The organism is Micromonospora sp. NPDC049201 (assembly GCF_055586805.1).
On record NZ_JBVJHM010000003.1, the window covers coordinates 448,076 to 461,369 of the forward strand.

The 13,294-nt window shown below is 75.3% G+C and carries 15 protein-coding genes; 5 read left to right on the forward strand and 10 right to left on the reverse strand.

Going from position 1 to position 13,294, the window contains the following annotated elements:
* The first annotated feature begins 109 nt into the window (after positions 1–109).
* Together ACZ6O5_RS09215 and ACZ6O5_RS09220 are read left to right on the forward strand one after the other, a co-directional pair.
* A complete protein-coding gene (locus tag ACZ6O5_RS09215) occupies positions 110–1,123 on the forward strand; it encodes an ATP-binding cassette domain-containing protein (RefSeq protein WP_465975698.1) in 1,014 nt (337 codons plus the stop codon).
* Complete coding sequence (locus ACZ6O5_RS09220; protein WP_465975700.1) at positions 1,120–1,974, forward strand: ABC transporter permease; 855 nt, start codon at positions 1,120–1,122, stop codon at positions 1,972–1,974. The genes ACZ6O5_RS09215 and ACZ6O5_RS09220 overlap by 4 nt, the downstream gene beginning before the upstream one ends.
* A gap of 69 nt (positions 1,975–2,043) precedes the next feature.
* On the opposite strand, the gene ACZ6O5_RS09225 is transcribed toward ACZ6O5_RS09220, so the two are convergent.
* Positions 2,044–5,418: an ATP-binding protein gene (locus ACZ6O5_RS09225; RefSeq protein WP_465975702.1), complete on the reverse strand. Its 3,375-nt coding sequence runs from the start codon at positions 5,416–5,418 to the stop codon at positions 2,044–2,046.
* A gap of 123 nt (positions 5,419–5,541) precedes the next feature.
* Here ACZ6O5_RS09225 and ACZ6O5_RS09230 point away from each other — a divergent pair, with 123 nt between their 5' ends.
* Positions 5,542–6,114 (forward strand): dihydrofolate reductase family protein, encoded by a 573-nt coding sequence (locus tag ACZ6O5_RS09230; RefSeq protein ID WP_465975915.1) that lies wholly within the window; start codon positions 5,542–5,544, stop codon positions 6,112–6,114.
* Positions 6,115–6,174: 60 nt separating this feature from the next.
* Here ACZ6O5_RS09230 and ACZ6O5_RS09235 read toward each other — a convergent pair whose 3' ends face one another.
* The 6 genes from ACZ6O5_RS09235 to ACZ6O5_RS09260 form a co-directional block, all read right to left on the reverse strand.
* Positions 6,175–6,315 carry a hypothetical protein gene (locus ACZ6O5_RS09235; protein ID WP_465975703.1) on the reverse strand — a complete coding sequence of 47 codons (141 nt, stop codon included), beginning with the start codon at positions 6,313–6,315 and terminating at the stop codon, positions 6,175–6,177.
* A gap of 59 nt (positions 6,316–6,374) precedes the next feature.
* Positions 6,375–6,578: a hypothetical protein gene (locus ACZ6O5_RS09240; protein ID WP_465975705.1), complete on the reverse strand. Its 204-nt coding sequence runs from the start codon at positions 6,576–6,578 to the stop codon at positions 6,375–6,377.
* A 67-nt stretch (positions 6,579–6,645) separates the two neighbouring features.
* Positions 6,646–7,050: a hypothetical protein gene (locus tag ACZ6O5_RS09245; RefSeq protein ID WP_465975707.1), complete on the reverse strand. Its 405-nt coding sequence runs from the start codon at positions 7,048–7,050 to the stop codon at positions 6,646–6,648.
* Positions 7,047–7,307 (reverse strand): hypothetical protein, encoded by a 261-nt coding sequence (locus tag ACZ6O5_RS09250; protein WP_405092634.1) that lies wholly within the window; start codon positions 7,305–7,307, stop codon positions 7,047–7,049. Before ACZ6O5_RS09250 ends, ACZ6O5_RS09245 begins: the two co-directional genes overlap by 4 nt.
* Positions 7,308–7,320: 13 nt before the next feature.
* Positions 7,321–8,031 (reverse strand): hypothetical protein, encoded by a 711-nt coding sequence (locus tag ACZ6O5_RS09255; protein ID WP_465975709.1) that lies wholly within the window; start codon positions 8,029–8,031, stop codon positions 7,321–7,323.
* 134 nt (positions 8,032–8,165) lie between these two features.
* Positions 8,166–9,005: a helix-turn-helix transcriptional regulator gene (locus ACZ6O5_RS09260; RefSeq protein ID WP_465975711.1), complete on the reverse strand. Its 840-nt coding sequence runs from the start codon at positions 9,003–9,005 to the stop codon at positions 8,166–8,168.
* Positions 9,006–9,104: 99 nt separating this feature from the next.
* Between ACZ6O5_RS09260 and ACZ6O5_RS09265 the strand changes: the two genes are divergently transcribed.
* Together ACZ6O5_RS09265 and ACZ6O5_RS09270 are read left to right on the forward strand one after the other, a co-directional pair.
* The gene (locus ACZ6O5_RS09265; protein WP_465975713.1) at positions 9,105–9,872 is read left to right on the forward strand and encodes an SDR family oxidoreductase; all 768 of its coding nucleotides are present in this window, start codon (positions 9,105–9,107) and stop codon (positions 9,870–9,872) included.
* 77 nt (positions 9,873–9,949) lie between these two features.
* Positions 9,950–10,516 (forward strand): snapalysin family zinc-dependent metalloprotease, encoded by a 567-nt coding sequence (locus tag ACZ6O5_RS09270; protein ID WP_281936213.1) that lies wholly within the window; start codon positions 9,950–9,952, stop codon positions 10,514–10,516.
* A gap of 27 nt (positions 10,517–10,543) precedes the next feature.
* On the opposite strand, the gene ACZ6O5_RS09275 is transcribed toward ACZ6O5_RS09270, so the two are convergent.
* The 3 genes from ACZ6O5_RS09275 to ACZ6O5_RS09285 all read right to left on the reverse strand — a co-directional run bounded on the left by ACZ6O5_RS09275 (position 10,544) and on the right by ACZ6O5_RS09285 (position 13,265).
* The gene (locus ACZ6O5_RS09275; RefSeq protein ID WP_465975715.1) at positions 10,544–11,482 is read right to left on the reverse strand and encodes a hypothetical protein; all 939 of its coding nucleotides are present in this window, start codon (positions 11,480–11,482) and stop codon (positions 10,544–10,546) included.
* A 125-nt stretch (positions 11,483–11,607) separates the two neighbouring features.
* Positions 11,608–12,960: a hypothetical protein gene (locus ACZ6O5_RS09280; RefSeq protein ID WP_465975716.1), complete on the reverse strand. Its 1,353-nt coding sequence runs from the start codon at positions 12,958–12,960 to the stop codon at positions 11,608–11,610.
* Positions 12,957–13,265: a DUF6403 family protein gene (locus tag ACZ6O5_RS09285; RefSeq protein ID WP_465975718.1), complete on the reverse strand. Its 309-nt coding sequence runs from the start codon at positions 13,263–13,265 to the stop codon at positions 12,957–12,959. The genes ACZ6O5_RS09280 and ACZ6O5_RS09285 overlap by 4 nt, the downstream gene beginning before the upstream one ends.
* Positions 13,266–13,294 lie beyond the last annotated feature (29 nt).

The window sequence follows — 13,294 nt, forward strand, 5'->3', positions numbered from 1 at the left end:
CGGCACGCGGGGTCGGGCAGGACGTGCGGGGTGGCGTCCGGCGTGCGCGAGGGTCGGACGGTCCGCCCGTACGCCTGCGGGGAACCATCCTTGGAGAGAGGTAGTGATCATGAGTAACCGGAACACCGGGCTGGCCGTCGAGGCCGACGGCCTGACCCGGTCGTTCGGCTCGACCCGGGCGCTCGACGGTCTGGACCTGCGGGTCCCCGCCGGCGCCGTCTACGGGATGCTCGGGCCCAACGGCGCCGGCAAGACCACCGCCGTACGCGTGCTGGCGACGCTGCTGCGTCCGGACGGCGGCACCGCCCGGGTCTTCGGCCACGACGTGGTCACCGAGGCCGACGCGGTCCGCGCCCGGATGAGCCTGACCGGCCAGTACGCCTCGCTCGACGAGGACCTCACCGGCGCGGAGAACCTGGTCCTGCTGGGCCGGCTGCTCGGGCTGGGCCGCCCGGCGGCGCGGGAGCGGGCCGAGGCGCTGCTCGCCGCGTTCGGGCTGACCGAGGCCGCCGGCCGGCAGGTGAAGAAGTACTCCGGCGGGATGCGGCGACGCATCGACATCGCGGCGAGCATCCTGAACACGCCGGACCTGCTGTTCCTGGACGAGCCGACCACCGGGCTGGACCCGCGCAGCCGCAACCAGGTGTGGGAGATCGTCCGGGCGGTGGTGGCGCACGGCACCACGGTCCTGCTGACCACGCAGTACCTGGACGAGGCGGACCAGCTCGCCGGCCGGATCGCGGTGGTCGACCACGGCCGGGTGATCGCGGAGGGCACCCCGGGCGAGCTGAAGTCGTCGGTCGGGTCGGGCACCGTCCACGTGCGACTGCGCGACGCCGGGCAGCGGCCCCGGGCCGAGCGGGTGCTGCGGACGACGTTGAACGTGCCGGTGCAGCTCGCCGCCGACCCGGTGGCGTTGACCGCCCGGGTCGGCGAGGACGGCACCGACCTGGAGGCCGGTGAGCAGGCCGCCCGGGCGCTCGGCGAGCTGGCCCGGGCCGGCATCGTGGTGGACGACTTCTCCCTCGGCCAGCCCAGCCTGGACGAGGTGTTCCTGGCCCTGACCGACCACCCGGCCGGCGCGGCGGACGACCGGCACGACGAGCTGGAGGCGGCCCGATGAGCGACACCGCGACCACCACCGGGCGGGCCCCGTCCGTCTACGTGCCCTCCACCGAGGCGTTGGCCACCGTGCTCGCCCCCGGGCAGCGGCCGGCGCCACCGGGGCCGCTGTCGGCGTCGCTGACGTTCGGCTGGCGGGCCGTGCTGAAGATCAAGCACGTGCCGGAGCAGTTGTTCGACGTGACCGCGTTCCCGATCATCATGGTGCTGATGTTCACGTACCTGTTCGGCGGCGCGCTCGCCGACAGCCCACGGGCGTACCTCCAGTTCTTCCTGCCCGGCATCATGGTCACCAGCGTCGTGATGATCACCATGTACACCGGGGTCGGGTTGAACAACGACATCGAGAAGGGCGTCTTCGACCGGATCCGGACGCTGCCGGTGTGGCGGCCGGCGGCGCTGGTCGGCATGATCTTCGGCGACGTGCTGCGGTACATCCTGGCCGCGGTGGTCATCCTGGCCGTCGGGCTGGTGCTCGGTTTCCGTCCCGACGGCGGGCTGCTCGGCGTGCTGGCCGGCATCGGCCTGCTGGTGGTCTTCTCGTTCGCGTTCTCCTGGGTGTGGACGTTCTTCGGCCTGGTGCTGCGCAGCGAGAAGTCGGTGATGGGCGTCAGCATGATGGTGCTGTTCCCGTTGACGTTCCTGAGCAACGTGTTCGTCGAGCCGGCCACCATGCCGGGCTGGTTGCAGGCGTTCGTCAAGGTCAACCCGGTGACCCACCTGGTCGCCTCGGTCCGGGCCGCGATGGCCGGCGCCACGGACGCCACGAACACCATGTGGCTGCTGCTGTGGAGCGCCGGGTTCGTGGTGGTGTTCGGCACGCTGACCATGCGCCGCTACAACCGCCGCTGACCCGGCCGCCCCGCCTCGGCATGCGGGCCAGCGGTGCGAGCCCAAGATCGGCGGGTGCCGGGGCGGCGGTCAGAGTCGCCAGCGCACCGGCTCGGCCGGCAGGTACCGGCAGGTGCCGCCGGTGGTGACCGACTCGCGCAGGTGGGCGGCGAGCACCGGGTGCCGCTGCTCGATCCGGCGCAGCGTGTCCCGGATGCGGCCGGTCACCGCCTTGCGCGCCCGCTCGGCCTGGTCGCCGAGGCGGCGGCTGCGCCCGGCCAGCCCGGCGGCGGCGCGCAACTGGTCGAGCAGCGCCGCGCGCTCGGCGTCCAGGGCCGCCTGCCGCCGCGCGTCGTCGCGCAGCGCCGCCCGGTCGATCTCGTCGTCGAGCCGCCGCAGGTGCTGCCGGTAGCGCGCTTTCGCCTCGTCGTCGAGCACCGGGTCGGCGCCGAGGCGGCGGGCGGCGACCAGTTCCGCACCGGCCGCCGGGTCGAGCAGCTCGACCGCGCGCACGTCCACACCGGGCCGGCTCAGCAGCAGCCGCAGGTCGTGCAGGCCCTTGGCGTCGGGCAGGTGCACCACCACGCCGGCGTAGGCGAGCCGCCACACCGGACCGTCGAGGCGGAACTCGGGCATGGCCGCGCCGTGCACCTCCGCGTCAGGGCCGTCGCCGGCCGTGGAACCGGGTCGGCCGCGCGGGCCCGCACCGACCGTCATGGCGGCCCAACCGCTCATGCCGGGCCCACCTCCCAGGCCGCCCCGAGCGACACCCGACCTGGCCGCCGTGGTGGATCCGACCGGCGCGGCCCGGTCGGCCCGCGACGTCGGCACGTCCACGTCGAGGTCGGCCGCCCGCGGGCCGGCCGGCCGGTCGGCCGCGGTGAGCCGCTCGACCACCTGGACCATGCCCAACTCCCGCGCCTCGGCCACCGTCCCGGCCCGCAGCCGGGCCGCCTCGGCCGCGTCACCCGGCCCGCCACGCCCGGCGAGCGCGGTGACCAGCCCGGCCCGGCCGAGCACCGACCAGGGGCGGGCGCCCAGGCGGTCGGCGGCGGCCCGGGCCGCCGCGTAGCCGGCGACCGCGTCGTCCCACCGCCGTTCCGCCGCGTCCACGGTGGCCAGCCAGTGGTCGACCGGGCCGCCGATGTCGCAGCCGAACAGCGCGACCATCCACCGTCCGCGGTGCGGCGCCAGGGCCGCCCGGGCCTCGGCGCAGCGGCGGGGGTCGCCGTCCACGGCCGCCGCCTGGGCCCGCAGCCGCAGCCACAGCGCCGACACCGGCCGGGGGTACGCCGTGTCGGCGGCCTCGATGCCGCCGACCAGCCGGAGCACGGTGTCCGCGTCGCCGCGCTCGGCGGCGGTGATCGCCCGCAGCAGCTCCACCTGCGGATGGTTGGCCGCGCCGGGCCGGTCGAGCACGGCCTCGGCCTCGGCGAGCCGCCCGCGCAGCAGGAGCAGGGACCAGCGCAGGTGGTGGGCCATGAAGGCGTGGTCGGAGTGCTCCCACTCGCCGTAACCGTCCATCTCGGCGTAGCACGCGTCGGCGGCGGCGAAGTCGCCCCGGAAGGCGGCGATGATGCCGCTGTCCACGGCCGCCGCCATCCGTTGCCGGGCCACGTCGCCCGCCCGGCAGCCGGCGACGAACGCGGCCAGCTCGTCCCGGTACGCCGGGTCACCCAGCTCCAGCAGCGCCACCCAGCGCAGCGACGTGGCCCACAGCTCGGTGTCCCGGTCGCCGCCGCGGCGGGCCACCTCGCGGATCTCGGCGGTGACCACCGCCCGCTCCTCGGCCGTGCCGAGCCCCCAGGTGGTGTCGTGGCGGGCCCACAGGCTGAACGTGAGCGCCTCGTCGTCCCGGCCGTGCCGGGCGAGCGTCTCGGTCGCGGTGATCAGGTCGGTGACCAGGGCACGTGTCGACCGCTCCGGCTCGGGCGGGCCGATCAACCGCTGGTACGCCTCCCGCACCAGCGCGTCGGCGTCGAGCCGACGCCGGGTGGCCGAGTGCTGGCTGTGGACGGTGAGCGCCACCCGGGCCAGCACGGCCGGCTCAGCCAGCCCCCGGGCCAGCGCGGCGGCGTCGACGAGCAACTGCTCGGCCTCGCCCGGCGTGCCGGCGTGGTGCAGCAACCCGGCCAGCTCCAACAGCACCCGGACCCGCCGGACCGGCTCGTCGGTGCGGCTCAGCGCGCGCCGGAAGTGCCGCACCGACTCCTCCACGGCCAGCCGGCCGCTGGCGTCGCGCGCGGCGGCCAGCAGCAGGTCACCGGCGCGTACCGGATCCAGCTCGGGGCCCGCGAGCCAGGCGTGGCGGGCCAGGTCGGCGGCGATGGGCCGGCCGGCGAGCGCGTCGTCGGCGCGGTCGACGGCCCGGACCACGGCGGCGTGCCGGGCGTGCCGCTCATGCTCGGACAGCCCGTCGTAGAGCGTCTCCCGAACCAGATCGTGCACGAAGGCGAACCGGCCACCGCCGCGGGACAGCACCAGCCGGGCGGCGGCGGCCCGGTCGAGCAGCCGGTCGAGCGGCGCGGCCGGAGCGGGCACGCAGGCGGCCAGCGTCATCCGGTGGAACTCGCGCCCCAGCACGGCGGCCACGGTCAGCGCCTCGACCACCGGGGCGGGTAGTTGGTCGAGCCGGCGCCGCACCGCCTCGCGTACGCCGGGGGCGATGGTGTCGGCCAGGCCGTCGGTGTGCCAGAGCCGGGCGGTCTGCTCGACGAAGAACGGGTTGCCCCCGGTGCGGCGGTGCACCTCGTCGACGAGCGCCGCGCCCGGTTCCCTACCGGCGGTGCGGCGGATCAGCGCGGCCACCTCGTCGCGGCCCAGGCCGGTCAGCGTGACGGTGGTGGCCTTCGCGGCCAACGGCAGCAGCAGCGGGCGCAGCCGGTGGTCGTCGGCCTCCACCTCGGCGTCGCGGTAGGTGCCGATCACCAGTAGCCGCTCGAACCAGGTGTGCTGGGTGGCGAACCGGAGCAGCCGCAACGACGCCGGGTCGGCCCAGTGCAGGTCGTCGAGGACCACCACGACCGGCCGGTGCTGGGCGACCGCGACCAGCGCGCCGGTCACCGCGTCGTGCCGGGCGAACTCGTCCCGACCGCCGTCGTCACCCGGCTCGACCGGGTCGTCGTCGGCGGCGCGCTCGCCGAGCAGGGCCGCCAGCCCGGCGTCGGCGGCCTCCCTGGCGGGCGCGGCGTCGCCGGTGGCCCGGGCCAGCCGGCGCAGCACCTGCACCCAGGGCCAGTAGTCGGGGGCGGTGTCGGAGTCCCAACAGGCGGCGCCGAGCACCAGCGCCCCGCGTCGGCGGGCCTCGTCGGCGGCGGCCGAGACCAGGGTGGTCTTGCCGATGCCCGGCTCGCCGGTGACCAGGACGAGGCCGCCGTGACTGTCGACGACGCGGGCCACCTCGGCGCGCAGCAACCCGGCCGGGTGCCCCCGCCCGATGATCCCCTCGCCGAACCGCGGCTCCATGACCTCCCGACGCTAGTCGACCGGTCCGACAGGCGGCGACGCCGCGGTCAAGGCGCCAGAACATCGTCCCGGTGTGTCAGGCTGTGGTCCAGATACGACCGGAGAAGGAGAGAATCTGTGCTGATGTACTCGATGAGCGTCTCGGTCGACGGCTTCGTCGCCGACCGCGCGGGCTCGTTCGACTGGGCGGGCCCCGATGACGAGCTGATCCGCTTCCACCACGCGGAGGTGGGCCAGCTCGGCGGCTACCTGCTGGGCCGCCGGCTCTACGAGAACATGCTGGTGTGGGAGACGGATCCGGCGATGCGCGAGACCGAGATCGGGGCCGCGTTCGCCGACATCTGGCGCGACCTGCCGAAGGTCGTCTTCAGCCGTACGCTCGATGACGTCCAGGGCAACGCCCGGCTCGCCAAGGCGTCGGTGGCCGAGGAGATCGCCATGGCGCTGGACTCGACCGACAAGCCCGTCTCGATCGGCGGCACTGTGCTGGCCGGGGCCGCGATCGAGCTCGGCCTCGTCGACGAGCTGCGCATGTACCGGTGTCCGGTCGTGGTGGGTGGCGGCACGCCGTACCTGCCGCCGGTCACCGCCGACATCCGGCTGAACCTGGTCGAGACCAAGACGTTCAGCTCCCGCGTGATCTACGAGCGCTACCGCCGTGTCCGCGACGGGTCACACCAGGTGTCCGCCGGCTGACTGCCCCGGCAGCGGGGCGAACGACACGGCCGCGAGGATCAGCGGCTGTGCGTTGCCGGGTCAAGCAGCCACCCGCGTCACGTAGGCCACCCGGTCCAGGACGGGGCCGCCGTGACTGTCGACGACGCGGGCCACCTCGGCACGCAGCAACCCGGCCGGGTGCTCCCGCCCGATGATCCCCTCGCCGAACCGCGGCTCCATGACCTCTCGACGCTAGTCGACCGGTCCGACATCGGCGGCGGACGACCGGCCCGGAGGCGTCAGAGGCTGCCGCCTCCGGTGCTCCGCAGGTTGCTGCCGTCCGTCGGGTTCCGGTGGTCGTCGAGCCGGCGGCGTGCCTCGGCCGAGGCCGCCAGGTCACGGACCTGACCGTCCGCGCCGTCCGGCTGCCGGCGCAGCCGACGCCAGGACGCCAGGGCCACCAGGACCGCGACGAGAGCGAGACCGATGATGAGCCAGCGCATGGTTTCCTCCTTCAGGTCGCCTGTCGGATCCAGGGTGCGCCGTCGGGTCAAGGCGGCGGACCCGGGTTCACCGTGCGTCGGTGACCACGTGCGAGCAGGCCGGGCACGCGGCCGGCCCCTGCTCGGCGAACCACCGGCAGGTACGCCGGATCGCGCACCTCGGCAGCGTCTCCTCGGCCGGCGGGGCGGTCTCGGCGTACGAGGCGGCCATCCGGGCGCCCAGGCCGCAGTGCGAGCCGGTCCAGAAGCCGCAGGACGAGGTGACGCAGGGCCCGGCGAGCCGGACCCGGGACTCGATCGGCCCGTCGGAGTCGTCGGCCCCGGCGAGCGCCACCTCGGCCGGCACGGCCGGCGTCACGTAGGCCACCCGGCCCGCCGGTGTGATCATGCCGAGGAACACGGTGGCGTTGGACGCCGGCGTGCTCGGGCACATCCGCTCCGGCGGGCCGGCCGATCGGGCGGCGTCGGTCACCGCTGGATCCAGAACCCGATGTCGTTGATCTTCTGGCCCAGGTCCTGCGCGAGCTCGCCGTCGAGCACCCAGAGGCCGTACCACTCGGGCCGCAGCCGAATGTTGCCGTGGCCGAGGGTGAGCGGGTTGACGAGCTTGGCGTTGGCGGTACGCAGCGCGGCCAGGCCGGCCTTCTGGATCTCGCCGGCGATCAGGGTCTGCTGGTCGGGTGTCAGGTCGACGCCGTCGACCACGAAGCGGAACTCGTTGCGGGCCATCTGTCTCCTCCGGTCACTCGTACGATTCGGTGCCCAGCCCGCGACGCAGGCTGGTCCGGGTGAAGGCCGCCCAGCCGGCGTGCGAGCCGGCGTCGGCGGGCCGGCCGACGCGGGCGAGGACCCGGCCGGCGTGCTCCCGCCAGCGGTCGGCGGTGGCCGCCGCGTCGCCCCACAGCCCACGGCAGGCGGCGACCGCGAAGGCGACCTGTTCCGGCGTGCCGGTGAAGCCGGCGGGCCCGTCGCCGATCCGGATCGTCCCGTCCGGCCGGACGCGCACGCTCGGGAAGTGGTGGTGCAGGCTGGCCAGTGTGGCCAGGTGCGTGGCGTCCCGCCGGGCGGCGGTGAAGCCGGCCCGCGGCTCGTCGTCGCGGCGGTAGCGGACCGCGTGCAGGTCCAGCGCGTCGCCGGCCGGCGCGACCCGGGCGACCACCTGCGTCGGCGCGCTCCAGGCGCGGGGGGAGTTCGCCGACCAGAACGCCAGCCAGGCGGCGAGCCGGTCGGAGAAGTCGGCCCGGATCCGGACCGCCGGCGCGGAGCCGTCGGGCGCGCGCAACGCGGCGGTCGCGATCCGGTCCCGGGTCACCAGCGGCGTGCCGGCGCCGGCCGGGGCCGCGGCGGCGCCGGGGGTGGGCGCGACGGCCAGGCCGGTCAGGGTGAGCGTCGAGGCCGCCGCCGCGCCGGCGAGGAGTCGCCTGCGGTCGAGCGGATGTCTGTCGTTGTCCATTCTCGGCCCTTCGTCGGCGGCCAGTGGCCCGACGCTATCGACCGGAAGAGATCAGCAGAACACCCTGCGTGACGGGAGGTTGACACCAAAACCGGGGATTCCCGGCGGCGTGAATAGCCGTTCCTGTGCCCGGTTCACGCTGGGAAACGCTCGTGCCCGAGCACGGCGAGCAGTCGCAGCTTCTCCGCGCCCTCGCTGCGCGGCGGCGCGGTGAGCACGAGCAGCGCCTGGGACTGGTCCTCGGTGAACAGCACCTGGCAGTCCAGCTTGATCGGGCCGAGTTCCGGGTGGATCAGCGTCTTGTGGTCGGCGTAGCGCTGCGCCACCTCGTGCCGCTCCCACAACCCGGCGAACTCGTCGCTGGCCGCGCGCAGCACCCGGACCAGCTCACCGGCGCGGGAGCGGGGACCCATCTGCCCGTACGCGGCACGCAGGTTGGCGACCTGCGCACGGCTCTGCCGGTCGTGGTCGTCGACCGGGTAGCGGGCCCGCTCGGCCGGGTCGGTGAACCACCTGAAGATCCCGCTACGGGCCGGCCCGGTGTGGCCGGTCCGCTCGCCGAGCAGCGCGGCGGCCAACCGGTTCTGCTCCAGCGTCTCCCCCAGGTTCGACAGGATCAGCGCCGGCGTGTCCGCCAGCCGGTCCAGCACCCGCAGCAGCGCCGGCGCGACGTGGGTGGCGGTGGAGACCGCCTCGGGCGGGCTGTGCCCGGCCACCCGGAACAGGTAGTCGCGTTCGTCGCCGGTCAACCGCAGCGCCCGGGCCAGCCCGGCGAGCAGGTTCGGGCTGGGCTGCGGGCCGCGCCGCTGCTCCAGCCGGGTGTAGTAGTCGGTGGACATGGCGGCGAGCGCGGCGACCTCCTCCCGCCGCAGGCCGGGGGCCCGCCGCCGGGCCCCCGGCGGCAGCCCGACGTCACCGGGGCGCAGCGCCTCGCGGCGGCGGCGGAGGAAGTCGGCCAGGGCGATCCGGTCCATGATCCGAGTATCCGCCGCCGGGCGACGCGAACCAGGGATCCGGGATCCCCCGATCACGGAACTCTGCCCCGGCCACCACCGACCGGCCATGCTGGCGGCATGGACATCTCCGGGAACACCATCTTCATTCCGGGCGCCACCAGCGGGATCGGCCTGGCGCTGGCGCTCGCCCTGCGGGACCGGGGCAACACGGTGATCGTCGGCGGCCGGCGTACCGAACTGCTCGACGAGATCGCCGCGACCCACCCGGGCCTGGACACCGTGCCGATCGACACGACCGACCCGGCGGACGTCACGGCGGCGGCGAAGACGGTGCTGGCCCGGCACCCGGACCTCAACGTCGTGGTGGCCATGGCCGGCGTGATGCGGATCGAGGACTGGCGCTCACCCGAGACGTTCCTCGCCTCGGCCGAGGAGGTGATCACCACCAACGTGCTCGGCCCGATCCGGCTGATCGGCGCGTTCGTCGAGCACCTGCGGCAGCGCGGAAACGCCACCATCGTGACCGTCTCGTCCGGCCTGGCGTTCGTGCCGCTGCGGGTCACCCCGAGCTACAACGCGTCCAAGGCCGCGATCCACATGCTCAGCGAGTCGATCCGGCTCCAGCTCGCCGAGACCGGCGTACGGGTGGTGGAGCTGGTGCCGCCGGCGGTGCGGACCGGGTTGCTGCCCGGGCAGGAGAGCAGCGAGTTCGCCATGCCGCTGGACGAGTTCGTGGCCGAGGTGGTGGCGTTGCTGGAGGCGCAGCCGGACGCCACGGAGATCCAGGTCGAGCGCGTGAAGTTCCTCCGGCACGCGGCGGCGCGTGGCGAGTACGACCGGGTGGTCGCCGAGCTGAACGCGGCCGATCCGCACGCCGCCACCTGACAGACCTTGATATCGATCGATCTGTATCGATAGGCTGTCGGCGTCCGCACACCCCCCATCCCCCAGGAGTGTGAACCATGCGTACGCCGAAGCTGTCCCGGATCCTCGCCACCCTCGCGGCCGTGACGCTGACGGCGCTGGGCGCGGTCGCCGTCAACCCGGCACCGGCCTCCGCCGCGATCCGCAACGTCTGCTACAACACCAGCCAGGCCGGCCCGTTCGCCAGCACGGCGGTGCAGGCGGCGTCGATCTGGAACAACTACACCAACAACATCAACATGGCCCAGTGCGGGTCGAACCTGATGATCTACTACACCTACGGCGGCGGGTCGTACGCCCAGCGCACCAGCCTCGGCAACGGTCGCGTGGTCATCGACTACAACCAGGCCCAGCAGTACTCGCCGCTGCGCATCATGACGCACGAGATCGGCCACATCCTCGGCCTGCCGGACAACTACAACGGCAACTGCGCCATCCTGATGTCCGGCGGCAGCGCCGGCACCAGCTGCACCAACCCGTACCCCAGCTCCACCGAGGCCGCCCGGGTCGACTCGCTGTTCGGCTTCGCCGCCCGCAGCGCCACGCCCGCCCAGATCTTCAGCGACAGCTGGCCGGCCGCCACGGTGGTCGCCGCCGGGCGCTGACGACGCTCCGGGGACGGGGCCGGCGGGTCACCGCCGGCCCCGTCCGCGCGTCCGCGCCGACTGTGGAGCGCCAGCGACCGCCGCGTCGTCCGCCAGCTCCGCCGCCCGCCGGCTCAACTCGTCCACCCGCTCCCGCAGCCGGCCCACCGCCGGGTCCCCGGCGTCCGATCCGGACACCTCGTCGAGCAGCCCGACGTAGTCGCCGGCCAGCCGCCGGTACGCCGACCCGCCCGGCCCGCCGGCCCGGTCCAGGTCGATGATCTGCTGGGCGAGCACGGCGGTCGCGGCGCCCAACGCGGCCCGCTCGTCGGCGCGCGCGTCCCGCCCGGCCCGCCGCGCGTCGGCCAGCCGGCCGGCCCGCCGGCCACCGAACCAGAGCACCGCCGCGCCGGCCACCACGCCGCCGAGCGCGCCGCCGGCCAGCAGGTAGCGGGGCAACGACGGGCTGATGGTCCGAGCGCCGTCCGGCACCAGGCCGGTGCGGACCAGCCGGTCGTAGTTGAGCACGATCACCTTCAGCGCCTCGACCGGCCGGTCCACGAACGCGTCCGCGCCCTGGCCGATCACGGTCTCCACCACCACGGACCGGCCGACGTCGCGCGGACTGTCGCCGCCGAGGCGGGAACAGCCGTACGTGTCCCAGTCGTCGCCGTCCCGGCTCATCGCCAGCACCAGCGTGCCCCGGGTGGCCCGTTCGGTGTCGTCGCACGCCTCGGACAGGTCGGTACCGGGCCGCATCATCAGCACCACCAGCCGGCGGTTGCCGATGACCCGTTCGGCGGCGGCCCGGTCCAGCTCCACGCCGGGCGCCGCGTAGACCGACGAGGCGCGTACCTGCCGGGCGGCCGGCCCGTCGAACAGGCCGCCGGTCCACAGCGCCCAGCCGGCCAGCACCAGGCAGGCCAGCACCGCCCGGCCGAACGCGGTCCCGACCAGCCGGCCCAGCAGCCGACGCACGGTGCCCACCGGCCGACGCGCAATCCCGGCCCGCCCGCGCGCGGTCCCGGACTGCCGACGCGCGGTTCCGACTTTCCGACGCGCGGTTCCGGCCCGCCGCCGCTCGGTCCCGGCCCGCCGCCGCTCGGTGCCGGTCACGACAGCCTCCCGCGCAGGTAGACGTCCGGCCGGTAGCCGGGCATCCGCACGTCCCGGGCCACGCCGTCCAGCTCGGCCGCCGCGTCCGCCAGCAGGCCGCGTGCGTGCCGGTCGGGCAGTCCGTCGTCGAGCGCGTCCCGGGCGGCGCGCAGCCGGCCGACCCCCCGCACCAGCGCCGGGTCGCTGCGCGCGTCGGTGAGCAGGGAAAGCTCCACGGCCAGCGCGGAGAGCCCGGCCAGCCGTGCTGGCGTGCCGCCCGGCCCGACATCGTCCGGCCGGCCCCGACCGGCGCCGCGCACGGTGCGGATCGACAGCACCACGAAGCCGGCCACGCAGCCGGCGAAGAGCCACGGCAGCGCCGGCAACGCCACCCGCAGCGGGTCGAACGGCCGGTACGGCAGCGGCCTGTCGAACAGCCCCGCGTACCGCACGTCGGTGACCCGGGCCAGGTACGCGCCGAGCACGTTGAGCTGCGGATAGGCGTAGCGGCTGAGCCGGCCGCCGTACTGCGCGTAGAAGCTGGCGCCGGCCACCTCGGCGAAGTCCGCCGCGGCCGGACCGTGGTACTCGATCCAGCCGCCGTACATCACCACCACCGGCCGGTCCGGGGCGAGCCGGTGCAACGCCGGCCCGTACGCCGGCAGCGGCGCCCCGTACGGCTGGGCCGGCAGCACCACGAACCAGGCCCCGTCCGGGAACGCGTCCCCGGCGCTCCGCTCCGGCAGCCGGGGCAGCGTGGCACCGGCCCCGACGTACCGGCCGGTGGCCCGCAGCGCGGCGGTCACCGGGGCCAACTCGGCGGTGGTCGGCTCCCGCCAGCGCAGGTCGTCGCGGTCCGGCGGGGACGGCTGCTTGCGGAGCCCGGCGAGCAGCGCGAGCACCTGCCCGGTGACGTCACCGGTGGCGAACTGCGCCCGCCAGCCCGGCAGGTCGTCCGCCGTGGCCACGTAGAACCCGCCGCTGACCTCGGTGCCGACGATCCGGATCGCGGCGTTCTCGACGTCCTTGACCCGCCGCCGTTCCGCCTCGTCCAGCCCCGGTGGGGCGACCAGGATGCGGGTGTCGTCACCGCCGATGGCGGCCCGAACCCGGGCCTCGTCCCAGCGCGCGACCGCGCCGGGCAGGCGCACCACCGGATCGGCCGCGACCAGCGCGGTCATCTCCGCCACCGAGGGAACCGTCGCGTCGCTCAGCTCCCCGGCGGCACCCTCCTCCGGCAGCGAGGCGGACGACGGCGAACGCCCGTAGCTGACGTCGACGCTCTGCCGCTGCGCCACCAGGAACACCGCCAGCACCGCCGCCGCCACGGCCAGCAGGGTCCAGCGCAGCAGCTCCCGGCGTACCCTCATCGGCCGGCCCGCCACAGCTCGTCGGCGCGACGCGCGTGCGCGGTCGCCTCCCGCGCCGCGTCCGCGCCGCCGTCGCGCGCGGCGGCGAGCAGCTCGGCGCGGGCCAGCAACCGGTCCGCCTCGGGCACCGCCGTGGTGGCCGCGTCCCGGCTGACGGTGGCGTCGTGGATCGCCGCCCGCGCCGACGACCAGGCGACCCGCCGGCCCCGGTCACGCTCGCGGCGCCGGGGCAGCACCGTGGCGAGGAACCCGGCGGCCACCGCCACCAGGGCCCCGCCCAGCCAGGGCAGCACGCTCAAGGTCATGCGCCCTGTCTAACGCACCACCGCCAGCC

What these genes read in the sequence shown, in the direction of transcription:
- ACZ6O5_RS09215 (WP_465975698.1), top strand. Translation starts at nt 110, where the DNA reads ATGAGTAACCGGAACACCGGGCTGGCCGTCGAGGCCGACGGCCTGACC.
- ACZ6O5_RS09220 (WP_465975700.1), top strand. Translation starts at nt 1,120, where the DNA reads ATGAGCGACACCGCGACCACCACCGGGCGGGCCCCGTCCGTCTACGTG.
- ACZ6O5_RS09225 (WP_465975702.1), bottom strand. Translation starts at nt 5,418, where the DNA reads ATGGAGCCGCGGTTCGGCGAGGGGATCATCGGGCGGGGGCACCCGGCC.
- ACZ6O5_RS09230 (WP_465975915.1), top strand. Translation starts at nt 5,542, where the DNA reads ATGTACTCGATGAGCGTCTCGGTCGACGGCTTCGTCGCCGACCGCGCG.
- ACZ6O5_RS09235 (WP_465975703.1), bottom strand. Translation starts at nt 6,315, where the DNA reads ATGGAGCCGCGGTTCGGCGAGGGGATCATCGGGCGGGAGCACCCGGCC.
- ACZ6O5_RS09240 (WP_465975705.1), bottom strand. Translation starts at nt 6,578, where the DNA reads ATGCGCTGGCTCATCATCGGTCTCGCTCTCGTCGCGGTCCTGGTGGCC.
- ACZ6O5_RS09250 (WP_405092634.1), bottom strand. Translation starts at nt 7,307, where the DNA reads ATGGCCCGCAACGAGTTCCGCTTCGTGGTCGACGGCGTCGACCTGACA.
- ACZ6O5_RS09255 (WP_465975709.1), bottom strand. Translation starts at nt 8,031, where the DNA reads ATGGACAACGACAGACATCCGCTCGACCGCAGGCGACTCCTCGCCGGC.
- ACZ6O5_RS09260 (WP_465975711.1), bottom strand. Translation starts at nt 9,005, where the DNA reads ATGGACCGGATCGCCCTGGCCGACTTCCTCCGCCGCCGCCGCGAGGCG.
- ACZ6O5_RS09265 (WP_465975713.1), top strand. Translation starts at nt 9,105, where the DNA reads ATGGACATCTCCGGGAACACCATCTTCATTCCGGGCGCCACCAGCGGG.
- ACZ6O5_RS09270 (WP_281936213.1), top strand. Translation starts at nt 9,950, where the DNA reads ATGCGTACGCCGAAGCTGTCCCGGATCCTCGCCACCCTCGCGGCCGTG.
- ACZ6O5_RS09280 (WP_465975716.1), bottom strand. Translation starts at nt 12,960, where the DNA reads ATGAGGGTACGCCGGGAGCTGCTGCGCTGGACCCTGCTGGCCGTGGCG.
- ACZ6O5_RS09285 (WP_465975718.1), bottom strand. Translation starts at nt 13,265, where the DNA reads ATGACCTTGAGCGTGCTGCCCTGGCTGGGCGGGGCCCTGGTGGCGGTG.